The sequence below is a fragment of the Dielma fastidiosa genome, assembly GCF_000313565.1.
GTDB classification, from domain to species: Bacteria; Bacillota_I; Bacilli_A; order Erysipelotrichales; family Erysipelotrichaceae; genus Dielma; species Dielma fastidiosa.
In genome coordinates this window covers 133978-158378 of the sequence record NZ_HE578929.1, presented here as the reverse complement: position 1 = coordinate 158378, position 24401 = coordinate 133978, and the positions used below count along the sequence as shown (strand labels likewise).

Genomic DNA, 24401 nt, shown 5'->3' with positions numbered 1-24401 from the left:
TTATAGAATCGCCATCTCACTAACTACTTCAAGGATCTGTATTTCATAAAATCAGCACCCAATTTAATATTTATTAAAATTACTTTCTTACAAGCAGAGTAATAGATTCGACGTGCGCCGTATTTGGGAACATATCGACAGGCTGCACCACCTTTACCTCATAACGATCCAGCAGAATATCCAGATTTTTTCCCAACGTCGCCGGATTGCATGAAATATATACGATCTCCCTGATTTTACTTCGCAAGATTGTTTCCAGCATAGCATCATCAAGACCACTGCGCGGCGGATCGACCACGAGCAGATCAATCTCCCTTTTCTTTGATATATAAGTCAGCTTATCAGCGGCATCCGCACAAATAAAAGATACATTATCAGCATGATTCAACTTAGCATTCGCATTCGCGTTAACCACCGCATCCTTAATACTTTCAATACCGATAATTTCATCAGCTTTATCTTTTAAATATAATGAAATCCCGCCTACCCCGCTGTATGCTTCTACAATCAAGCCATAGTGCTCCTTAAGAAGTCCCTTGGCGGTTGAATAGAGCCGCTTAGCCTGCAAAGTATTCAGCTGAAAGAAAGAACGCGGCGAAAGCTGAAGCTTTAAATCATCCATACGGATATCCAAAGTACGCTCGCCTGCCAGAAGCACCATCTTAGGCCCGAATATTTCCGGTGTCTTTTTGATTGTATTCACACTCTGCCACAACGAAACTACACCCTTAATCTGCATGATAGCTTCAATCATTGACGCTGGCAGTTCCTCCTCACCCGTTACCAAGGTAATCTGTGAGCGGCCGTCAATCATACGAATAATTAAAGAACGGAAGCCCTTTTTCTGATGATAATCATAACTCCTGCACCGATAATCATTCAGTACCTTTAAAACAGCCTTGCGCGTCTGTTCCAGATCCTGATCATGAATTACACAATGATCGATCTCATTAAAATAATTTGAATTTGGCTGATACATCCCTGTCACTAATTCACGTTCCTCATTCATTGAAAACGGCAGTTTCAGCTGATTACGGTAATTAAACACGTTCTCTGAAGGAATAATCTTCTTAATCAGCCGCGGGTTTACATGAGCATACTTAATCAGCGCCTGCTTCAGATTAGCTTCTTTGACAGCACATTGATTCTCATAATCAGTAATCATCAGCGGACAAGCACCGCAGCGCCCCTGTATCTTACATTTCGGCTTAACGCGATGCTCGGAGGTCTTCACGATCTTCTTTACTTTCCCAACCGCATAAGTCTTATTGTTAGCAGTTATCTCAATATCTGCCTCTTCTTTAATCAATACCCCCTCAACAAACACCGGCTTGCGGTTGATATAACCAATCCCCTCACCGTTTATTCCCATTTTTTCTATTACTACACGCATACGCTTCTCCTATTTCTTCATGAATTTATTTTCTAAAAAGCCTTGTACGCCTTCATGAACTGACGTACAGAAATCAAATAAACCAGCAGCCTTCATTCTCGGATGCTCGGTTTTATCTTCAAAAACCACATTCAATAAATAACCAAAATAAATAATACTCGAAATCACATAAATCGACAACAGCAAGACGACTAACGATGCCAATGGCCCATAAACCAGTGAATAACTGGTAAAACGATTTACGATATAGAAAAACAAATAGCCGACACCACTGATACTGATTGTCGCGAATAAACCGCCGACTGCCCCATAAGACAATTCCTTTTTTTCAAAAGATATCGTTCGATAAAACAAAATAAAGGCAATCAGCAAGATCGCGCAGACCCCTGCCGGCATCAAATACGGCAGCCAGGTGCCAAGCAGAATCAACGCATAAATTGACGCAATCACATATCCGCATAATACCAACGACACAATTAATGATTTGATTCTGATCGACCATTTCGGATAGGTGATTTCTTCATGCTGAGCACTGACTAAAAGAAATGAATAAATACTTCTTGAAGCCAGCCACATAGAAATTGCCAGCGTTGTAATCAACGGCACTAATCCGCTGACTTCTTTGCTTAAGATAAAATCTACATAGGGGGTTATATAATCAGCTGGCAGAAATTTTGTACCAAACTCGATGATAATTTGAGGATCAAGGTAAAAAATGACAAAGAGCATGACAAAGATTGTCAGCGCCGGTGCCAGTGCCAACAAAAACGAAAAAGATAATGAATAACAAAACAGACTGCCTTCAAATGAAGTAAACTGTTCAATCAGCTTTCTAATTTTATTCACCTTTACCACCTTTACTATTATACCTTATTCTTTGCTTAAAAAGCAAAAAAGAGGAAAGTTCCTCTATTTTAAGAAAGTAAAATTCACATCACTCATGAAATTCTTGCCGCTGTACAGAATCAATACCCGATCAATTTCATGCTCATTGATATATTCAGAAATTGAATATTTGTAATAGCGTAGATCAAGCAGATCAATTTCACTAAAGGCCTGAAGCAGATACGGGGTAAATATATTAGCATATGAATCACGCAGAATCAGTAATTTTTCATGCCGATCAGCATTCGTTTTGATCTGTACCAGAGAATGATTGCCATTCAAATAATAAGTATATTTATCCTTAACATTCAAATTATCTTCAAGATATACATTATTATCTATCAATCCCGTATCCGGATAAGTCACAGTAATTTGTTCATCATTAACCAATTTGATAATAACATCGGGTTTAATGCCATAGGCACCTGACTGTGAAGCTAGTGTACCAAGAAAATCATCAGCCACAACCTCATACACATAGCTGTCGCTGATTGGCAGATCAAGGGTTTCTGCATAACATTGATAAGCCAAACCCGCGCCATAGATTGAATAATGATGATCAGTTCTAAAATATAAATCCTCATTTGCATGTGCCAGAAAAGTTTCATTCACATTAACAAAATTAATCCGTGAAGTTAATTTACTTTGAATATCATCAATCAATGCCAGCTGATCAATATCATCACTGATCCATGGCAGCTTGGCCTTTTGAATCGCGGCGGCACCTGGTATCAGCATCATATCAATCTTTACCTGCTGATCCAACGCGTCAGCGAATTGATTTACATAACGAATATTCTTATCAACAAGTGCTGCATCAACAGCAGACAGTTTTTCAATCAGCGTATCATCCTTACCGAAATAAACGCCATTATTTTCAACCTTGCCGAGCAGGCGCTCCATTGAAGTTTTTGCCGCAACCCATTGATCACGGCCGGCAAATTGATCAGTGATAAAGGTTTCATAATTACTTGTGAATTCATGATTCAGCAGCTTTTTCACTGAAAATTCCGGAAACTGAGCAAGTATGCGATTTTCATTCGGTGAGAAAGAGCGAACCGGACGCAGAATATTCATGATAAATAAACCGCTTAGAATAAATGCAAACATACCGATGGTGATACGGTCAATCATTTTTTTCATAATTCTGCCTCCTTCCTAAAACCGAAAATATAAAAATGGGTTATAGCTGGCATCGACAATATAAGCTGTACTTGCAAGCAGCAGGAACATCAATACAAGCGGAACCAGCACATAACCAGGCTGATTTTCAATAAATCGATGATACAGCTTTTTGCCAAGCGGCAATGATGCAATCGTCAGGATTACTAGCATGATTGCATAATTAGCTAATAAATAAATCGATGAGCTATCAAAAAGGCCATTGCCATTCAGGGCAAACATCGCCCGCAGATAAGTGAATATCGAAGGTCCGTCACTCAGGGCAAACAATACCCAAGAAATCAAAACCAATATCAGCGTATATAAATGCGTGATAACTGCCGGGCAAGCATCAAGCAGCCGCTTCAAAAAGAGTTTTTCAATGATCAGCAGAACACCAAAATAGCATCCCCACCAAAGGAAATTCCAGCTTGCGCCATGCCAAAAACCGGTCAGCATCCAAACCACTGCAAGATTCAATATCATTCTAAATGTTCCCTTGCGGTTGCCGCCAAGCGGAATATAGACATATTCTTTAAACCATACGGATAAAGAAATATGCCAGCGGCGCCAGAATTCAGTGATACTTTTAGAAATATAGGGATAATTAAAGTTTTCTAAGAAGGTAAAACCAAACATTTTACCAAGGCCAATAGCCATATCGCTGTATCCTGAAAAATCAAAGTATATCTGGAAAGCAAATGCGATAATTCCCAGCCAGGCTGCTAATACGCTCATGCTGCCAAAATCCATTTTCTGAACAGTTTCCCATAATAATCCAATGTTATTAGCCAGCAGCACTTTTTTAGCGAGACCTAATATAAAACGCTGCACACCATAAGCAAATTGATCTGCCGAAGATTCACGATGTTCCAATTGATCCGCCACATCATTATATCGAACGATGGGACCGGCAATCAGCTGCGGGAATAAGGTAACATAGGTGCCGAAATTGATAATGTTCTTCTGGGCATCCGCCTGATGACGGTAAATATCAATCGTATAGGACATTGTCTGAAAAGTATAAAACGAAATACCGATGGGCAATGCTAAACCTAACGGATGCAGTACCTGTGCGTTCAGCAGACTATTCAGACTGCCAGCCAGAAAATCATAATACTTAAAGAAACCAAGCAATGAAAGATTCATTACTACCGATATGATTACAAACCTTTTTGCTCTTTGCCGATCAATGTCCCGATACTTGGCGACATAATAACCATTGACATAATCAATGCCGATCGATAGGAACATCAAGAGTATATAGACCGGTTCACCCCAGCCATAGAATATCAAATTGACGATCAATAATAATAGATTACGATATTTTAAAGGTGTCAGCTGATAAATCAGCAGCACTAAAGGCAAATATATATAAAGGAATAATACACTGCTGAAAATCATATTTTCCCAACTTTCTATTTTAAATTCGTTTCAACAATTGATGCCACTTCATCCACATTTCTGGCAGCAATATACACAATTATATCACCGATTTCAATAATTTTTGAATTATTAAACATTTCTTGTTCCATTTCGTAAAAACTGCCTTCATTCTTACCATAAGTATCACGCGCATTGATACCGGCTTTCACCGCATCCATCTGATTAGCCTTTACTTTAAAGATGGCTGCTTCATCACCGCCCGGTGACATTAAATTCTTTAACACAATGGCTGTCTCATAATGATCCGTACCGATTCCGCCGTATAGATCAGCAATCTGCTGATTGTCCATCATCATACTCATAGAGAAAAGATCCGTTGCCTGAATGGCAGTTGCCAATGCGTCAAGATCCGCAGTTAAAGTTTCCTCAGGCTCATCTTTAGGCGCTTCCGGCTCTGAAGGTGCAGGAGCTGCCGGTTTAGAAGGTACAATCGGTTCCGCGTTTTCCTGATCATTTTGATCTAATACTTCATCCTTTTCTTCTTCATCATTGATTTCTTTATTTTCTTCCTTTTCATCCTCTTTATCAGAAGCAATGTCATTATTAGTTGCAGGTTCTACAACCTTATTCTGGTCATCTTTTGGTTCCTCATTCTTAGATGCACAGCCGGCTAATAAAATCAGCATGCAGCATAATAGTGTTTTTGTGTTTTTCATCTCTTATTCTCCTTCATAAAATGCTATCCTATTAAATCATGATTCAATAAAAGATACCAGTCATTTTCCATAAGTTGCGAAATTCTAAGGCAACCTGCATGATTCCATAAAACGTAAAAGAGCACCTAAGTGCTCTGATTGATTAATTCACTGACTGCATCAATTAATGTCTGATTCTCTTCCAATACGCTGTAAATGATCCAATCATTAATCCGTATGATCGATGCCTGATTGACATTCAAAGCGGACGGATACTGTGCCAGCAGAAAGGCTTGACGCTGAATCACTTTTTGATAGACCTGATCGCTCATTCCCGCTCTGGCTTTAAATACTGCTGCTTCATAAATACCCTGCTCTATAATTCGATTGCCACCTACAAATTCTTCTACCAAAAGCTCATTCACACCATAAATTTCATAGATTGAAATGGGTGTAAAATAATTCAGTTCATAAATTGCCGCGGCATCTTTAAAGCGAGCTACAATATCCAAAAATGAAACTTCTTTATTTACCGGTGCCTCTTCTTCTGGTTCAATTGGCAGTACAGGTCTTACAACCTGCTGAATAATAATTGGCGGTACAACCTCATTATTTTCCTTTTTTTCTTCATTGTTTTCTTGATTTACTTCATCATCTGATGGTGTCACTTCCTCTTTGACACCTTCCGAATTAACTGTAAAATGATAATGATTCACATTCACATTTACACAGCCGGTTAAAAATAAAAGCAATATACATACAATTTTCATTTCCTCACCCTTGGCTATTAAATCATATTTTATACAAAATTGTTAGCGGAAATAAATGGGACTTAAATTAAGAATGTCTGAAGTAAAAGGGTCATTTTCATCAATAATTCGATATTAAAATTAATTTTTCTCAAATTTACAGCCTTTTTCATATAAGCTGCTTGACAATTCATGGCAGTGTGATAGATTGACACTAATAAAAGAGGTGTTTGATATGAGTTCTTTATTACAATCAACAAGAAATACACGTGCGTTACCAACGGGCAGCCTGCGATTTATCAGAAGTGATCTTCCGGAAAAATTGAGTGATAAGGAAGTTCAATGGTTATTAGACAATAATATAACGACAATTATTGATTTGCGCTCAGACGAAGAATTAGCTGAAAAAAAATGTACTCTTAAAAATTGCGAGGGATTTACATATAGCCATCTGCCAGTTACAGGCGGCGGTGGTACCCCCAAGTCACTTGCCCATCTGTATACCATTTATCAACAGATGCTCGATGCGAAGATGGATACTATTATTGATACAATTCTGAATGCAGAATCCAATGTGCTGTATTTCTGTACGGCAGGCAAAGACCGTACTGGCGTAGTTTCAGCAATTATTTTAAAACGGCTTGGATTCAGTGATGAAGTAATTATTGAAGATTATATGAAATCTAAAGATAATTTGTTGGATATGCTTACAGCCCATGTAAGTGCTCATCCCGAGGTCGATATCGAAATTATTGTTCCGCATCCTGAAAACATAGCACAATTACTAAAATATCTGCCATAAAAATTACTCCATAGCATATCACGGAAATAAATAAAGATACATTTATTCTCTCCTGTAAACAGGAAATGATAGAGAATATATGTATCTTTTTACTTTAACTAATTATTTTGGTTATCATTGCTTTTCCTTATCACGAATAAACTCTTTCAGCTGATTTATTATGTATTCAGCATATTTTTCTCCTTCCCCTTTAGGAAATTTAGTCAGCATCGATTCAAAATTATCTCCATATTCATCTTCAGCCACTATATACCCAGCATTAGCATCAGTCAATCCCCATATCAATACTTTATGCTCAGGGAATGCTGCTTTGATTTGAATCGAAAATTGGGTAAACATCGCCGCACCAACCATTACCAGATAAAGATTACCAATACTCAAAAGCCGTGTACTGATGATTTCATAAGGTGCTTTCATTTGCCTTTGATTCATTTCTAAATAATTTAGTCCAAATTTCAAGGAAGCTTTTTCCTTTTCATCAGCGTTATTCATTAACTGAATGATTCGATCACGCTTCTTTGCTAATTCAATAAGACTTTTTTGATTATCAACCTTATAAGAAATATCTTTTACGCATATACCCGATTTTTCTATCAGTTTGAAATGAAGATCACTTAATTGCGAACAAATCCCTTCATTCATTCTTTGCAGCTCTTGTTCATCACGACTTTTCCGATATAAACGATTTGAAACATTGCCTTGAGCGCCATTCATCATAAATACCTCTACCTGATAAAGCTCCCGCATCGAATCTCGGATTGCGCCAAATAAATCGGCACTGATTTTTACGTTCTCTGAACCTAGTACAGTTGGATAACAGCCAATATTCACAATCATATAAATAGGCTTTTTCAAATAATCAAAACGGATGCAAGAGACATCTTTATCACAAGGCAGCTCCATACCATTACGATTCCCATAACAGCCGTCTATCTTTTGCACTGCATAGCTGACTTCAACTTCAACACCTTCACCGCAGCCAAGCCATGCCGCTTCCATTTGATTAACTAAAAATTCACGATAATCTGGTGAGGCGCCATGATTAGGATCATCAAATATACCATTTACCATTGTTTCAGGAGCACTATGAGTACAAGTTGTTGATATTAAAATGTGGTCATAGTTGACACCATGTTTTACGATACGCCTTTTCATTTGTTCCAAAAGCTCCGGATCAAGGCTCAGTAAATCAAGACTGTAAAGAACATAAACTTCATTCTTTTCAATTATTTTTAAACAGGATGCATAAAGATCATCAAGAACTTCGCTGCATAATTGATTCCTTCCTTCATAACCGCATAGATAAGCAGGCTGATTAGGCGTGATTTTAACTTTATGAAATGATATTTTCATCGCTTCTCTCCCTTAAATCACGCACCTAAAAGGCCAAGGAAATAACCGATAAAAGAAATAATCAAAATCAAGAAAACAGCTTTTGTACTTGTAAAGCCTTTTTTGCCAAGCAGCCAATAAACTAAGAAAACTAATAGAATCGGCAGTAAATTAGGCATAATCATATTTAAAGTATCCTGAATTGCAACCTCTACTCCGCCTTGACTTATAACTAAAGGCACATTTGCATGAACTGAACTGGCAATCAGCGCACCGATAACCATTAAACCCAGAATGGTTGCTGCGTGCGTAATGCTTTTTAATTGTTTAGATAATGTAGTAACAAACTTATTTCCTTGCTTATATCCCATAAACAAGAACCAATGGCGCAAAAACATACTTACAACCCAATAAGCAACCCCCAGCAAGATTCCTAACGCACTGCCTTCTAATGCCATATTGCCAGCCATAACGCCAAAAATTGTCATTGGCAGTAAAACTAAAACAGCATCACCGACACCGGCAAGCGGTCCCATAAGTCCAGTTTTAATTGAGGTTACCGCCGCTCTTGTTTCCTGAAAACCACTAATTTCATGTGATTCTTCAATGGCGATTACGGCCCCAATCAAAATATTGCCAATCCATGTATTAGTGTTAAAAAAAGCAAAATGAGAAGCAATCGCCTGTTTATATTCTTCATCATCAGGATAAATTTTACGCAAAACTGGTCCAAGTGTTACAACCACACCACCAGCCTGAGCAACTTCATAATTTCCTGACATTTGTGCGCCTATGGTCCATCTGGCAAACACTTTATTTAAATCCTTTTTAGTTACAACTTGCCGGAATTCTTGATTAGAGCTCATCTTCATCGCCTCCTACTTGTAATACTGCATGATCATTGTTCGTTTGATATGCCATTTTTTCATTTTCGCGTTTATATTCCAATAAACCGAGACCTACCCCAAAGATAGCGATACCGATCATTGGTACATTTAAAAAGCTGACTAAAGCAAAACCAAATAACAAATAGGCAAGGTCATTTTTAGCATTCATAAAGCGCATGAGAATTGCGATACCAACAACTGGCAGCAAACCGCCGGCAACCCTAAAACCACCGATCAGCCATTCCGGGATTGCATTAGTGAAAGCTGTCATTCGTTCTGGCCCAATTATAAATAAGGCAATGACCGGCAGCGCATATTTCAAAAATGATAATGTATACGCATTGCAAAGCCATGTATAGCACTTTTTCATCTGCAGCTTTTCAGCAGCTTTCTGTGCCTGTCGAACAAAGAAAATATTAGCTGTGCGAACCATGACATCTGCCTGTATTGCGATTAACGAAATTGGCAGGGCAACCATCAAACCGTATTCGGCTCCCTTTCCTGCCATAATGGCTACAATTGTACCTAAAATGGCACCTAGCGGATATTCTGGAACACTGGCGCCACCAAATGCGACAACCCCTAAAGACATCAATTCCAACGTGCCGCCTATCTGAAGGCCAACAAGAGGATCACCTAAAATCAGACCAACAGCATATCCGCAGATTACCTTTTGACAACATACGAAGATAGATGGATTAACATAATCCCAGATAAAAAAACAGGAAAATAATACGACTAGAATCATTTGAATAATTGAAACTTCCATTCTGCTTCCTCCTACTTAGTGGCTTGCTCCACTACTTTCATAAAATCCTCTCTTTGATTATTCGGTGTAAGCTGTAGCGATACTTCAACCCCTGCTGCTTTCAGCTTATAGAAATCTTTCACTTCTTCATCAGTTACCGAAACTTGATTTGAAATTTTAATCTTACCTTCTGTATGAGTCAGATTACCGACATTTACCTCTTTTATTTTTACCCCTAATTCAACAAGGCGAAGCAATGTATTGGGTGCCCTTACGATCATAAACACCCGCTGCCCTTCATAAGCGTTTGCGATGATGCGGCTGGCCGCCTTTTCAATTGGCAGTACCGAAAGCGCTACACCATAAGGCGTTGCCAGTTTTAATGAAGTCTTAACCATATCATCAAAAGCTGCTTTATCATCAACAACCATGATGCGTGTCGCTCCTAATTGGTTAGTCCACATACTTGCTACCTGACCGTGAATCAAACGATCATCAATTCGTGTATGAATGATTGCCATAACAATCTCTCCTTTCTATATCTTCACTATAACGCTGAGTAAATTTAACTTGAAGTTTTAAATTTACCGCATAATTAAGGTATTATTCATCAATATCATGAATATCAACCGTATAATCATTCATATAAACAATACCCTTCTTTGTCTTTTTAAGTGCTGCCTGAATCTCCTCTTTAGTTAGATAGCTACCCTCTTTAAAAATCAACTCTAAAATTATACTTAAAAATACGCCAGTAATTACATGCACATGTCTGCGGTTTAAATATGATAGCATCGCTTGATTGACACTGCCCCCTAAAAGATCAGTGAAAATCAGCACCTCATCTTCATCAGATACTTTTTCAAAGAAGGCATCCAATTTAGACTGCAGACTTTCTTCATCTACATAAGCACAAATAGCACTTACATCAATTTGATTGCCGGCAAAAAACTTCAATGTCTGTTTCATGCCTTCTGCCAATTCTGAATGACTCGCGATTAATATTTTTCTCATAGCTCATATCTCCTCTTCACAACTTTCATTTTAAAGCATTCAATATAAAACTAAAGCAGTGAAATTTCCGGTATATTCATGAAATTCAGCGATAGAAAACGCGCAGCATGGCGTAAAAAAAACTGTATGAACAGTTTTTTTACTTAACTTCTTTCTAAAACCAAATATTGATAAATGATTTTTTTAAGCTGATCCAATGATTTAATCTTCAATAATTCATGAATTGCAAAGATATTACTAGTTAATAAATGAATTAATGATGAGCTCATGAAAACATAATTTTCATTGCTGCCAATGGCAATGACAAATATCAGCTGGACCATTTCATTTTGCCAAAGGATCGGTTTTTTCAAGATTCCCACGGCAATTGTCGTCTGCTCACAAACCGGAAAGAGTGAATGCATGATTGCCACATTATTCCCGCGTTCACCTGATGAAATACTTTCCTCAGCAAGCACTGCCTGATACAAAGCATTGGAGACATGATGCTTCTCTGTAATTTGCTGGCATAAATATTTAATAACCTCTTCTTTCGTCGAAAAATTAAGTTCACATAGAACTAAATTATCATGAAAGCCCTGCATAAAGAGCGCATATTCATCTTCAAGATGCAGCAAAAAGCGTTTCACCTTCAGAATATCATCGCTGTTAAAATCATTTAAAACCTGATAAACAGGAATTGAGCAATTAAAATTTATACGCGGCATATCAGTAATGATTAAATCATATTCCTGATCGATTGCACGGGTAAGTTCATGAAATTCGCAAAATTTTATTGTCTCAATATATTCGCCTAGATTTTTACGTAGGCTGTGATCAATACTGTAACTTGATAATTTTCCATGATGAAATACTAAACAAACACGCTGTTTTGGATAAAATAAATTATCCTTAAAGATAGAATGCTGAAACAATAAGGTTAATTGGGCAATTTCTTGTTCAGATATTTTATAATTATACTTCTTATTTAAATAATCAGCCGCTAAAAGCGCATAATCAAAAATAGGACTCATTGCTTTCAATTCCATAACCGGCAGTCCGCGGTTTTCAATCTTATAATTGATCCGCAGCAATAAGCCTCTAAATTCACGCGACATCAGCAATCGTACATCTTCATCCAATAGAAAATTAATATCAGTATAAATAAACAAGAATTTCAATACTTCATCACATAAGAAGAATAAAGATTTATTCTCTTGCAATGAAAATTCATCATTAATCTCATATATTCTTCTGGAAGCAATGTATAAAGCTAAATAGGCTATCTCACTCTGCGTTGTATCAATATTTAATTCACTGTAAATCCATGAAGCAATTGAATATTCTTCCAAATTCATTAACTCTTCCAGCTGCAATTCATTAAACAAGACAAAATGATGATGTCGCCTGCGATATTCACTGACTGAAATTAAATCAGCTAATTCTCTTAAGGATTGATAACTTACATGAATCTTAGATTTCATTAACGTATACTGCATAACATCAAGACAGCCTTTGGTATCCAGTTTAAGAACCATCGGCATAAATTCTGCAGCAGCTAATTCTTCATCTAAAAACAAATAATTGATTAAAGCTATACGCAAATGCTGTTCCTCACCGGCAACTGCCAGACCATGATTAGGTTTTTGCTTTAAGGATAAATGATAATCGGCTAATATTCCCCTTACATACCGCAAATCTTGAGTCAAGGTTGTTCTGCTGATATAGAGATTATCTAAAAAAACTTCACTTTTAATATAATCTTCACTGACTAATAAATAATGCATGATATAGCGAATTCTTTCTTCATTATAAACCGGCGGTGAAGCACTGTGATTATATTTCTCATTGAATCGATCAAGAAAAATATTAAATTCATTTTTATCCACCACTTCAATCAGATAACCGCTGCCTGATTTAGAACTGACTTTAGCGCCTACACTGCTTAAAATCAAATCAATAGTTTCTATATCAGCACGGATGGTTTTGGATGTAGTGCCAAGAATTGAAGCAAGTATTTCTGAACTGATGGGCTGTGAGCTATTTAATAAGTATTTCATTATTGATATTATTCTGCGATTTAAATTAGACATCAGGTACCTCCGCTTTCTTAATATACTAACCAGAGATCCCCACCACCAGTATCTGTATCATACTAAATTGAAGATTAGATTTCAATAGAAGTAAGAAATTCGATGCTTGCTATCATTTTAAGCTTGCATATAATGCTTTAATTTCGGTGTTTAATTATATGATTCTATTAAAAGGAAATAATTGGTTTAGCGCATAATAAAAATCCCAATCAGAGAAATGAAATCAGATACTTTCATTTATCCATTGGGATTTTATATTTATGATTAGAAATTAGCTTTAATCAATTCTAATATTTTCTCTGCATCCTGACCAACAATAAAGAAATAGTAATTACCATTTTCATAGGTTACACTATTCTTTACTAGCTCATACTGATCTGGTAAATATTGACTCCATAATTCCTTTAAATTCTCCAGACGTTTTTCTACGCCTTTTTTTACTGTGTCAAGCTTGCCTTCCTTTGCTTCAAACATAGCAATCTCATTTGCCTGAACATTGATCAAAGCCATTCGCACATCATAGCTTTCTAAATCTTTAATATCTAAACCATATAAATCCATCATTGCTGAAGCATCAAGATTCTCACTCATCATACCCATTTCGATCTCGCCGCTCTCAACCTTTTCATAGACTGATTCTGATACCTTGCTTAAATCAACCTCGGTTGCTGATGGTTTTGATGAACAGCCAGCCACTACCATTAATAATGATGCGGCGCATAATAATTTTTTTAATTTCATGTTAACCCTCCTAATACAACTATATTATGCATCAAATTCGAAAAAAAAAGCAGAATCAATGATGACTTGCCGCTTTTTTATAATAAGTTGCTTAATCGTTGCTTGCCCATTCAGGCACTTCATCGCCGCGATGCAATAAAATAGATTTCTGGAATTCAGTTTGATTTAGAAAAACCAAAATTTCATGTTCTTCCTCTTCACTGCATCCCACCAGCAATTTTACGTCACAATCCTTCTTCAGGATATCGGCACTCACTACAATACCTTGTACCAAATTGCTCTTTTCACTGCCCTTAAAGACATCGACCGGCGCCTGATCTGTACCTGTTGTATCAACTAAATAACCATAATCAACAGGATAGACAAGATTAGAATATTTATAATGACAAGTATTCTTTGCACGATCAATAATCAGTTTACTTGACAGATACAAAGTATCGAGTTTCTGCCAGAAAAAAGCGTTGTTTTCATAAGCGTTCATTTCATCTTCTCCTTTATCTAAAATTCACTGTGACACAATCGCGGGTAATATCACGAATGGTCTTGCAGCCAGCCATTGCCATGGCCTCTTTTAATTCTAACTGAATCTTTTCAATATAAAGCTTTACGCCCTCATGGCCATCACCGATGACAGCATGTGAGAATGGACGGCCGATCAATACACCATCTGCCCCTAAAGCCAATGCTTTAAAGACATCATTGCCGCTTCTAAAGCCGCCATCCACAAAAACCTTCATTCTGCCGTCAACTGCTTTCACAATTGATTCAAGCACTTCAATGCCGGCCAGACATTCGTCTAAAACACGGCCGCCATGGTTTGATACAACAATGCCGGAAGCATTTGCTTCTAAAGCCTTCATTACCCCATCAACACTTAATATGCCTTTGACGATAAATGGTGACTGGCAGCAGGCAGATATCTGCTTCAAATCCTCTACACTCTTGTATTCAACCGGTGTTGTAGAATTTCTAAGACCGGTAAGTCCTGATGCATCAATATCACTGCAGACAGCTAATACTCCAGCATCATTGGCTTCTTCGATCCGCCATTTCATATTCTGCATATCCCAAGGTTTAACCGTTGGCACACCCAGACCATTTTTCGTTTTTAAATAAGCTACCGGATCAGAGAACATCGAAGGGTTCATGCCATCGCCGGTAAAAGCGAGTGTACCGCCAGCCAAGCAACCCTCTACAAGTTCTCTGGCATAGTCAGCCTCACTGATTTCAGCACCATAATTTACCTTAATGCCGCCAATCGGCGCCGCATACACCGGTAATGAAACAGGTGTACCAAAAAAATCTGAAGCTGTCGAAATTTCATCATTGCCTGCAATCGTATCAAGACGAATACAGATCTCACGCAGCTTATTGTAATTGCGCATAAATGAACTTCCGCTTCCCTTGCCGCCGCATCCCGGTGTTTCTCCCGCACACACGATACCGTTGCAATTTTTACAGGCTCTGCACAAACTCATTTTGCCCTTTGCGCTTGCCATCACTTCATTCCATGATTCCATTCTTTCACTCCACTTCCAATAACTATTATACGTTTAATGAAACATTTTTTCAAGCTTTTTCATATTTTTTCAGGTTTTTCTTGTTAATGATTTGGCGAACGAAATAAAAAGAAACAATTCAGCAAACACTTGCCTGTTGTTTCTTTCTTCAACACTAACCTTTTACTTCATCAAGGCGATACTTCTGAACATAATTATCGAATCGTTCTTCACTCATTTCACCGATCCAGATATCCTTAACCTCACCTTTTTCAATAAAATAGAATGTCGGTGTATAAGGCGCTTCCGCATCCATGTCCTCAGTCAGAAATTCTGATGGATTCGGATGTTCTTTAATAAATGCGAATACCGGGTCCATACTGTCCTGTTTATCAAACACAACATCAAAGACCTCAATTCCGTGATCAACTATATAACCAGCCAGCACATCTTCCTTAAACTTCTTGCAGTGTGAACAATTGGTTTGTGAGAATATCATCATAAATGTATCACCGTTAGCCATTTTCTCTTCCATTTCCGGAAGCTGAACAGCCTTTAATGATCCTGATTCAGTTGAACGTTCATAATTATTGCTGCACGCAGATGTAAGCAGTACAAAGAGACAGCTTATACTGATAAAGAATTTTTTCATAAGTTCCTCCATTAATACTCAGTTAGTATATCATCATTTATTAAAATGAGCAATTGTATTCACCAGGGCATAACTGGCAGCTACCAGCTTATCCGGGGCGTTCTCCAATGCCTGCTGGAAAGTCATGGCTCGATCAGCAATCGAAAAGATGCCTAAGAAACCACATTCATACAATTCATGCACACCTAAACCTATGGCGCCGCTGAGTACCACCACCGGTTTATCGTAACGCTTGGCTATATTTAGTATACCCATTGGTACTTTTCCAAAACGTGTCTGACGATCCGTCTGTCCCTCACCGGTTATTACCAAATCGCAGTCAGCGATTTTTTCTTCAATATCACAATATTGACAAATCAAATCAATGCCCGGCATCATCCGTGCATTCAGCAAACCGATAAACGCCGCACCGATGCCGCCAGCCGCACCGCCGCCGGCAAAGCTGTCTAAATCAAGACCGCACGCCTCAAGCATCCGGTCACGATAATTCTGCATGCCTTTTTCCAGCCGCTTGATCTGGTTGGGGAACAATCCCTTTTGCTTGCCAAACACATGCGTTGCCCCCTGCATTCCCAATAGATGATTTGCCACATCACAAGCCGCAATAAGCTCTACATCTTTAAAACGCTGGAGATGATCCAGATTAATTTTTGCTATTTTTTCTAAAGAAACCGCCTGAGCATTCAGCAGGTTGCCATTCACATCATAAAAACGAGCGCCCAGCGCCTGAAGCATTCCCATACCTCCGTCATTCGTACAGCTGCCGCCCAGCCCCAAGATTATGCGGTGAGCACCTCTTTGCAGGGCATTAAGCAATGCCGTACCGACACCATAACTGCTGGCAATCATCGGCATCCGCTTTTCACGAGGCGTCATCGTCAAACCGATGATGCTGGCAACCTCGATCATTGCTGTCTTACCATGATCACAGAGACAATACTTGATTTTACGCTTTTTAAAATAAGCATCAAAGACCGTTGTTTCTACAAGCAGGCCATTTGTTATTCGGACAAACGCATCAACGGTGCCTTCACCGCCGTCACCAATAGCATACTTATTCACAGCCATTGTCTCATCAACCATAGAAATACCTTTTTCTATGTACTGAGCAACTTCATATGAGCTTAAACAACCTTTATAAGAATCACAGGCAATGACAATTTTCATTTCATCACATCCTGACTATATAGTTTATTTTACCATTAGAAGTTTGGCACTGCCAGTATTTTATTGATTTTCGACAAGATCTTTTACAAGATGCAGGCCATAAAAGAAAACAAAAGCGAAAATCACACCGTAAAGCAGCGTAAATAACAGCCAGCTGAAAGGTTCTGTATTCAGCGCTGACCAAGGATTGGCGCAAGTTAAAATCTCACTGACATAAACCAAAGGCTGAAAGCTCAGTGATGTTTGAAACAGTGAATTGCTTAATGCCATATATAAACCCTCAAGCAGCGCAATGACACAGACAAGCCCTAAGCAGACTCGGATATGTTTGGCTAAAAGACAGGCTGAATGCCACATGATCTTGAATGGGTTTTGAACATCGATAAACTGAAACATGCATAACAGTGAATAAGGAATATAAAGAAGGATAAACAGCATGATTAAAAGACTCAGCAAGAATGATCCCTTTCCCATCAGCATGACAAAACCATAATAGCTTAACAGTGATGAACAGCTATAAAAAAGCAGAGAAAACAACAGGCTGTAAAGGATTGTCTGAATCATTTCCTGCATCCTTAATGTCCGATCCGCTCTTAAAGCTGAAACATATAGAGAAAGCATCATGAAGTAAAAGCAATAACCAAGATAACCGCCCAAAAGCATGACCCAAAGCTCACTGCTGTCTCTGCTCAGCATACCGGTCAGCTGAATCAAAATACCGGAAAGCACATTAACACAAAGCAATGCGAAAAGCAAAACGATTTTTTTATCTGATACATGAAATCGCTGATCTAATTCTTTCATTCAGTCTCCCTCCTTTAAAGAAAAAAAGCAATGCTTTGATTGCTTCTATTCATCGTCATCATCAAGGTCTACCTTAGCGATATTCGGCGCGTATTTTTTAAAATATTTTTCAATTTTTCTTCTTGAAAATACTGTAAAGCGTACCTTTTCGCCATCCTTCAGCTCAATAATCAGCTGATCCAGTCCCGTCTTCATCGGCATGATCTTCCATTCTTCTACATCATCCCAATAAAGATAGAAGCACTCCTCCCGGCTGCTTTCTTTATAGAATACCGCATGATCACTGCTTAATTCAGTCATAACGTGATTCTTTATAAAGACAACGCCCGCCAGAGCCATTAAAGTAATCAGTAAACCAAAAATCCACAGCTTACCGACACACATTAAGGAAATGCCAAATAAGACAAAGACAAGCAGACCGCCTGTCGGCTTGGAATTAATTTTAGTTTCAATCGTACGATCTTCAGGGAGATTATGACAGTACAAACGTTTGCTTCTTATTTCACTCACGAGACTCACCTCTCACGTATTAATTATAACTGAAAGCATTATATTTTCAATAGCTTCACACAATTCCACAAATTCCTTTTTATAATGATTTTTTAAGTCTTTTTGAGTATAATAAAGACAATGAAATGAGGAAGTACAATGCAGCAAATTTTAACGATGCTTAACAGCTTTTTTATGACAACTTTTATTGATGCTTTATTAACAATGCTTTTTTTGTTTTTATTGATTACCTTATTAAAAAAGCTATTGATTCATATTGTTTTAAAATATGAAAATGATAATCAGCAAATCATCATCAAGCTGATTAAAATAGGGCTGAATATCGTTTTGATACTAGGCATATGCTATCAATTCACAGCTTTAAAGGAAATCGTCAAAACATTGCTGACCGGCGGTGGCGTATTGGCTTTAGTATTAGGTCTTGCGGCTCAGGAAGCGGTTGGCAATTTAGTGAGCGGCATGATGATTCTCTTTTTCAAGCCCTTTAAGGTTGGTGATTTAATTAAAACCAATAATGGCTTAGTGGGTACTGTTTTGGATATCTCTTTGCGTCATACGGTAATTAAAACCTATGAAAATACTCAAATTATGATTCCCAACAGTGAAATTAATAAGGCTACGCTCGAAAATGTGACAGCGGCTGACTTTAAGGGTGATTTTCTTATTCTGCAGATATCCTATGAAAGTGATCTTGATCTTGCGATCAGCATCATTGCTGAGGAAATCATGAAGCACCCAGATTTTCTTGATCTGCGCAGTGCCGCCGAAAAGACGGATGGCATTCCAGCCGTAAAAGTGCGCTGCACAAATTTTTTAGACAGCGGTATTGAATTAAAAGCTGCCTTGCAAAGCCGTTCCAGCGCGGTAGGTTATGCAATGCTGTCCGATTTGCGCATCAGTATCAAAAAGCGTTTTGATGAAGCCGGCATTGTGATTCCTTATCCGCAGGTAGTCATTCATCAAAATTAAAAAGTGTTAAAATTGTTGTTTTCCGGCTGATTGGCTATAATAAAAACAGGAGGACAACAATATGAATTTAGAAAACAGAAAACTGGTACTGATTGGTACTGGCTTTGTCGGCATGAGCATGGCATATACCTTTTTAAATACAGGTGGTATCGATGAAATTGTATTAGTCGATATGAACACAGACAAAACCATAGGTGAAGCCATGGATTTAAGTCATGGTCTTCCTTATGCCAGCAGCCGCATTAAAATTAAAGCCGGCAGCTATGCTGACTGCAAAGATGCAGCGATTGTGGTAATTACTGCCGGTGCAGCTCAAAAACCAGGTCAGACACGGCTTGATCTGACAATGGTTAACGCAAAAATAATGAAATCGATTACGGAAAGTATTATGGCCAGCGGCTTTGACGGCATTTTAATCATTGCCAGCAATCCGGTGGATCTGATGGCCTATGTCGCGCAAAAAGTCAGCGGACTGCCAACCAGCCGGGTGCTGGGCTCGGGTACGATCTTAGATACTGCCCGTCTGCGTACCTTGATGGCTGATTATCTGAATGTATCACCAACCAACGTGCATGCCTATATGATGGGAGAACATGGTGATTCATCCTTTGTGCCTTGGACGCATGCCTATGTAGGCTGTAAAAAGATGCTGGAGCTTTTGGATGAACAGCATAAGGGGCTTGATGATTTGCATGAAATCTATCGTCAGGTACAGCAGGCTGCTTATGAAATTATCGAAAAGAAAAAAGCAACTTATTATGGTATCGGATTGTCTTTAAATCGTTTAGTCCGAGCTATCCTGGATGATGAAAACGCCATTCTGACAATCTCTGCCTATCAGCAGGATGAATATCATGAACGTGATTTATATATCGGCGTGCCGGCGGTCATTAACCGCAGCGGAGTTCGTGAAATCATTCGTCTGCCATTAAATGATGTTGATCAGCAAAAGTTCTTCAACAGCTGCAAGACATTGAAGGAAAATATCAAGCATATTGAACAAGAATTAAATTGGAATTAAATAGTCTGCCGTACTCGGCAGACTATTTTTTGCTTCTATTATTCATATATACAACCGTCGTTGCTGACAACTACTTCGTGGTATTGAATCGGCAAACCGCTTAATTGCACAGCTTCATCCACAAGCATTTTCAGACTCATGCAGCAATCGCTGTTCATGCGGACAATTTGAATCGAATGAAAATCAGCCTTTCTGAACATGTCAGCCAGTTTTTTTGCGTATGTGTGATTAGCGTCGTTTTTCGGACAGGCAATCAGTACGACTTTATCAATCATAAATTCTTTATGAAAATCCGCATAAGCATAAGCAGCACAATCAGCGGCTAAAAGTAAATCAGCATGCGGCAGATAGCGGTTATCACTGCTGATCATTGAAAGATGAACCGGCCAATTATATAGTTCAGAATCATTGCCGTCACAGCAATCCCCTTCACAGCACCAGCATTCTTTTTTTGTTAATTCTATTGCCGCGCAGGGACAGTGTGTCACACACTCATTACAGCCGCTGCAGCCATCCTTAATAGCTGCCGTATGACCATTAACCTCAATAAACATATGTTCCTGACAAATGCGCAGACATTGTCTGCAGTTCATGCATCGATCTGTATTAATAACAGCTTGAAATTTCATCTCATCACCTACTGAGAATCATTATAGCCGATAACATACAAGATTGCATTTAATATACACTCTGAAAATATGATAAACATATATTATCACTGATTTTCATTATTCACTTTTAATCTTATTGATAGATAATGCTGAGTCCATCTGGTTCAAGCTTCTCCATCGCTCTGGCGATACTCAGCAAATCACCTTCAGCATAGGCATCAGCATAATCAGTGATGAAAGCTTCCGTGATATCCTCTGTATCAGCAAACATATAGCCCCTGCCTGAAAAGATTGCCTCAATCACTTCACGCCGTTGATTAACACAATCGCTTGCCTGCTTCTGATTATACAAAAAGCTGCCTAATATTAAAAAACATAATACCGCCGCAAATAATTTTACCTTTTTCATTCAGCCACTCTCCTTTCGTAATTATCGATTGCGATGTTTATCCTCATACATCAGCTGATCCAATTCACCTAATGAAGCTTCAATGGGTGCTTTTAACTGACCGATGCCGATACTGAAGGAAAGCTTCGCATGCTGATGATAAAGTGACTCATACCGTGTTCGTGCCTGCTTCAGCGATTCTAAAATACCCTCCGCACTCTCACCGCTTTGGAAAACCGCAAGAAATTCATCACCGCCTAAACGAACCATGGCCAAAACACCAGGTACTTGTTCCCTGATAAAATTAACAAAATCGCGCAGAACCTTGTCTCCGATGAGATGCCCTTCAAGATCATTGACTGCCTTAAAATGATCTAAATCAAAGGCTGCCGCATAATGTCCATAAAATTTCTCTGAATTCATTATCAGATAGCGGCGATTCTGCGCGCCTGTCAAACTGTCCGTCAAAGCATTCTGCAGATTAACCATATCCTCCTGATAAAGCTCAGTTACATCATAGGCAACTGTAAAAATATATTTAGCACCATCAATTGTTACCCAATATTTCAGTGCATCAAAATACTGAGATGGTTCATCAGTACCCGCCGCCCCTTTAAATTCCAGCAGCTTCTTAACACCGGTTATGTTATCCTGATCCTTTTGCAGATCAAGACTGCCGTCATGACACTGCATAAACGTATCCGCCACATTCTCCGGAACAATGGCCGCCAAATCTATATTCGTTTTTCCCAATGGATCAACATCCGTATACTTAGCAATCCAGTTACGGAAATTTTGATTCAGATAGACAATCTGATGCTTTTCATTGCGAAGACTCAAGAAGCCGGGATATGTTTCAGCCAAAATCTCCTCAAACATTCGCTTGCTGCGTTTTTCCCAATTCGGCACCATAGAAATATCACTCTTGGTCATATGGCGATGCGGTAAAAGATTACGCTGTTCAAAATGCGGATATTTTTCATCAAACGCGCGGTGAGGAATCGGCTTGGTAAAATAATAGCCTTGCACAAAATCACAGCCAATTTCACGCAGGAAATCAACATGCTGCTGCGTCTCTGCTCCCTCACACACAATCTGAACCCCCATCGTATGTGCCAATTCCACTGCACAAATGATAATCCCCTTTACCCGCTCATTGCTATCTGCTTCCTGTAAGAAAACTTTATCCAGCTTAATAATCTGAAGCGGCAGGCTGCCTAATAAATTCATATTAGAATAACCAGAGCCAAAATCATCCATCGCGATAGGAAAACCCTCTTCATCAAGCTGATTCAGCATCTGAAGAACAATATCTGCAATGTCATTAAAGGCACTTTCTGTCACTTCAATTTCAATGCAGTCATGAGGAATGGCATATTCATCTACAATCGCATGAAAAGTCTCATAAAATGCTTCACGATAAAGCGTGACACGAGAAAAATTAACTGATATCGGGAACAATTCTACACCCTGTATCATACGCTCATGAAGATATCTGCAAACCTTTTTAAGCATATAAAAATCTAATTCAGCAATCGAACCATTTGCTTCAAAAATCGGAATGAATGAATCCGGATATAAAGTTCCGCTGCCGGGTAATTCCCATCGAACCAACGCTTCAGCTCCCACAATCTGCAGATTGGACAATTCAACCCGAGGCTGGAAATACAGCTCAAATTCCTCATTACTAAGGGCGCTTTGCAGATGCTCCTGCAATTTACGCTCCCGCATCATTTTTTCCAGCAAATGCTCATCATACCAAACAAGCGATTTATCAGCTGATGCCTTGGCAGCCTTATGAGCCAGCTTAGCCTTATCCATGATTGTCTTAATCGGCTCATCATTATTTTGCAGCTGATAGCAGCCATATGTAATTCCAACAGTACCAAAAGGTTTCAGAAAACTCTGTTCCTCTGCCGCAAGCTTTAGAACAGCCATTAACTCAGAAGCAAATGTATCACTCGCTTCACCAAGCAGGATGAAATCATCCGCATCAAGACGCGCGCATAGATAATTTGCATTTTTCCAATGTTTTAATGCTGAAGCGATAGCCCTCAGAAGCTGATCCCCTTGAACATAGCCAAAGGAATCATTAATAATCTTAAAATTATCTATATCAAAAGCTGCCACAGTATAGTTCCCTTTAGATTGCTGAAGCAAATTTTCAGCTGCTGCTTCAAATCCGGAACGATTCAAAAGCCCTGTCAGTTTATCAGTTGATACCGCCGTTTCTAATGTTTTCTCATTCCGCTTATTCACAACAAAAAACACAGCAATGGATAAAAGCAATATTAAAAAGTAAACTAAAATAAAATTTACAAGCTTATGATTTGAATCTTGTTCAGCCTGCAGTACGAGACGGTCTGCCATCTCAAAATGCTGCTGACTTAATGTATACAATTCAAGTTTTGAACGGCCAGAACGAACAGCGTATATCTCATCCTTAATACTGCTCCAAACCCCATTCAATTCAGACAGCTGTCTTTGAAATTCCTTATCATTATTTTTAGTAAGCCCAAAGTCACCCTTACCGGTCTGAAGATCATAAATGATACCATCAAGCTGCACAATCAGTTCATCATCCGGCTTGTCATTCATTTCTTCCTTCACCAAACGCTGTGTTGCACCGCGCACTAAACCACTGTAATTGATGATTCTAGCGTCGCCAACTGTCCTTATAAGCATCAATGCCAAAAGCAGGACGGCAAGCAGCCACATGCCGGTATATAGCTGAAATCCCCGTTTCGTTCTCATTGTTTGAATCTCCCGTCTTCCATTTAATTTAACGGCTGTGAATGACTGCCACAGTAATTAATTAAACCCCAAAAATTACGCTATTATTAATTTAATTGTACCCCATTATGCTTTTCAAAGCAACAAGGTTTTACGGTAGTTTTAATGATTGCAAGGCCATG

The 24401-nt window shown here is 38.7% G+C and carries 25 protein-coding genes; 3 read left to right on the top strand and 22 right to left on the bottom strand.

Going from position 1 to position 24401, the window contains the following annotated elements:
* Positions 1-79: 79 nt before the first annotated feature.
* From rlmD to DAHG_RS14280, 6 genes are all read right to left on the bottom strand, one after another.
* Positions 80-1393, bottom strand: a complete 1314-nt coding sequence (gene rlmD / locus DAHG_RS14305) for a 23S rRNA (uracil(1939)-C(5))-methyltransferase RlmD (RefSeq protein WP_022939036.1) — start codon at positions 1391-1393, stop codon at positions 80-82.
* Positions 1394-1402: 9 nt separating this feature from the next.
* Positions 1403-2239, bottom strand: a complete 837-nt coding sequence (locus tag DAHG_RS14300) for a YihY/virulence factor BrkB family protein (protein ID WP_022939035.1) — start codon at positions 2237-2239, stop codon at positions 1403-1405.
* A gap of 63 nt (positions 2240-2302) precedes the next feature.
* Positions 2303-3421 carry a DHHW family protein gene (locus tag DAHG_RS19810; protein ID WP_022939034.1) on the bottom strand — a complete coding sequence of 373 codons (1119 nt, stop codon included), beginning with the start codon at positions 3419-3421 and terminating at the stop codon, positions 2303-2305.
* 15 nt (positions 3422-3436) lie between these two features.
* A complete protein-coding gene (locus DAHG_RS14290; protein ID WP_022939033.1) occupies positions 3437-4843 on the bottom strand; it encodes an MBOAT family O-acyltransferase in 1407 nt (468 codons plus the stop codon).
* 14 nt (positions 4844-4857) lie between these two features.
* Positions 4858-5541 carry a DUF4358 domain-containing protein gene (locus DAHG_RS14285; protein ID WP_022939032.1) on the bottom strand — a complete coding sequence of 228 codons (684 nt, stop codon included), beginning with the start codon at positions 5539-5541 and terminating at the stop codon, positions 4858-4860.
* 125 nt (positions 5542-5666) lie between these two features.
* The gene (locus tag DAHG_RS14280; protein ID WP_022939031.1) at positions 5667-6290 is read right to left on the bottom strand and encodes a hypothetical protein; all 624 of its coding nucleotides are present in this window, start codon (positions 6288-6290) and stop codon (positions 5667-5669) included.
* A gap of 214 nt (positions 6291-6504) precedes the next feature.
* Between DAHG_RS14280 and DAHG_RS19805 the strand changes: the two genes are divergently transcribed.
* Positions 6505-7071 carry a tyrosine-protein phosphatase gene (locus tag DAHG_RS19805; RefSeq protein ID WP_022939030.1) on the top strand — a complete coding sequence of 189 codons (567 nt, stop codon included), beginning with the start codon at positions 6505-6507 and terminating at the stop codon, positions 7069-7071.
* 114 nt (positions 7072-7185) lie between these two features.
* On the opposite strand, the gene DAHG_RS14270 is transcribed toward DAHG_RS19805, so the two are convergent.
* The 13 genes from DAHG_RS14270 to DAHG_RS14210 all read right to left on the bottom strand — a co-directional run bounded on the left by DAHG_RS14270 (position 7186) and on the right by DAHG_RS14210 (position 18497).
* Entirely contained in the window at positions 7186-8424 is a 1239-nt protein-coding gene (locus tag DAHG_RS14270) for a hypothetical protein (RefSeq protein ID WP_022939029.1), read from the bottom strand.
* A 17-nt stretch (positions 8425-8441) separates the two neighbouring features.
* A complete protein-coding gene (locus DAHG_RS14265; RefSeq protein ID WP_022939028.1) occupies positions 8442-9269 on the bottom strand; it encodes a PTS system mannose/fructose/sorbose family transporter subunit IID in 828 nt (275 codons plus the stop codon).
* Positions 9259-10059: a PTS mannose/fructose/sorbose/N-acetylgalactosamine transporter subunit IIC gene (locus tag DAHG_RS14260; RefSeq protein WP_022939027.1), complete on the bottom strand. Its 801-nt coding sequence runs from the start codon at positions 10057-10059 to the stop codon at positions 9259-9261. Before DAHG_RS14260 ends, DAHG_RS14265 begins: the two co-directional genes overlap by 11 nt.
* A gap of 11 nt (positions 10060-10070) precedes the next feature.
* Entirely contained in the window at positions 10071-10559 is a 489-nt protein-coding gene (locus DAHG_RS14255; protein ID WP_022939026.1) for a PTS system mannose/fructose/N-acetylgalactosamine-transporter subunit IIB, read from the bottom strand.
* A gap of 82 nt (positions 10560-10641) precedes the next feature.
* Complete coding sequence (locus DAHG_RS14250) at positions 10642-11052, bottom strand: PTS sugar transporter subunit IIA (protein WP_022939025.1); 411 nt, start codon at positions 11050-11052, stop codon at positions 10642-10644.
* Between the two features lie 143 nt (positions 11053-11195).
* Entirely contained in the window at positions 11196-13124 is a 1929-nt protein-coding gene (locus DAHG_RS14245) for a BglG family transcription antiterminator (RefSeq protein ID WP_022939024.1), read from the bottom strand.
* Between the two features lie 264 nt (positions 13125-13388).
* A complete protein-coding gene (locus DAHG_RS14240; protein WP_022939023.1) occupies positions 13389-13865 on the bottom strand; it encodes a DUF4358 domain-containing protein in 477 nt (158 codons plus the stop codon).
* Positions 13866-13956: 91 nt separating this feature from the next.
* Positions 13957-14346: an inorganic diphosphatase gene (locus DAHG_RS14235; protein WP_022939022.1), complete on the bottom strand. Its 390-nt coding sequence runs from the start codon at positions 14344-14346 to the stop codon at positions 13957-13959.
* A 13-nt stretch (positions 14347-14359) separates the two neighbouring features.
* Positions 14360-15385: an alpha-hydroxy-acid oxidizing protein gene (locus DAHG_RS14230; RefSeq protein WP_022939021.1), complete on the bottom strand. Its 1026-nt coding sequence runs from the start codon at positions 15383-15385 to the stop codon at positions 14360-14362.
* A gap of 154 nt (positions 15386-15539) precedes the next feature.
* Positions 15540-16016: a thioredoxin fold domain-containing protein gene (locus tag DAHG_RS14225; RefSeq protein WP_022939020.1), complete on the bottom strand. Its 477-nt coding sequence runs from the start codon at positions 16014-16016 to the stop codon at positions 15540-15542.
* Positions 16017-16049: 33 nt separating this feature from the next.
* A complete protein-coding gene (locus DAHG_RS14220) occupies positions 16050-17183 on the bottom strand; it encodes a glycerate kinase family protein (protein ID WP_022939019.1) in 1134 nt (377 codons plus the stop codon).
* A 60-nt stretch (positions 17184-17243) separates the two neighbouring features.
* Entirely contained in the window at positions 17244-17987 is a 744-nt protein-coding gene (locus tag DAHG_RS14215) for a hypothetical protein (protein ID WP_022939018.1), read from the bottom strand.
* Between the two features lie 45 nt (positions 17988-18032).
* Entirely contained in the window at positions 18033-18497 is a 465-nt protein-coding gene (locus tag DAHG_RS14210) for a hypothetical protein (protein WP_022939017.1), read from the bottom strand.
* Positions 18498-18635: 138 nt separating this feature from the next.
* Between DAHG_RS14210 and DAHG_RS14205 the strand changes: the two genes are divergently transcribed.
* Together DAHG_RS14205 and DAHG_RS14200 are read left to right on the top strand one after the other, a co-directional pair.
* Positions 18636-19466, top strand: coding sequence for a mechanosensitive ion channel family protein (locus tag DAHG_RS14205; protein WP_022939016.1), 831 nt, complete (start codon positions 18636-18638; stop codon positions 19464-19466).
* A gap of 61 nt (positions 19467-19527) precedes the next feature.
* On the top strand, positions 19528-20487 hold the full coding sequence (locus tag DAHG_RS14200) for an L-lactate dehydrogenase (RefSeq protein ID WP_022939015.1): 960 nt from the start codon (positions 19528-19530) through the stop codon (positions 20485-20487).
* Between the two features lie 38 nt (positions 20488-20525).
* On the opposite strand, the gene DAHG_RS14195 is transcribed toward DAHG_RS14200, so the two are convergent.
* From DAHG_RS14195 to DAHG_RS19800, 3 genes are all read right to left on the bottom strand, one after another.
* A complete protein-coding gene (locus DAHG_RS14195) occupies positions 20526-21116 on the bottom strand; it encodes an ATP-binding protein (protein WP_022939014.1) in 591 nt (196 codons plus the stop codon).
* 115 nt (positions 21117-21231) lie between these two features.
* A complete protein-coding gene (locus tag DAHG_RS14190) occupies positions 21232-21507 on the bottom strand; it encodes a hypothetical protein (protein ID WP_022939013.1) in 276 nt (91 codons plus the stop codon).
* Between the two features lie 21 nt (positions 21508-21528).
* Positions 21529-24240 carry a bifunctional diguanylate cyclase/phosphodiesterase gene (locus DAHG_RS19800; protein WP_022939012.1) on the bottom strand — a complete coding sequence of 904 codons (2712 nt, stop codon included), beginning with the start codon at positions 24238-24240 and terminating at the stop codon, positions 21529-21531.
* Positions 24241-24401 lie beyond the last annotated feature (161 nt).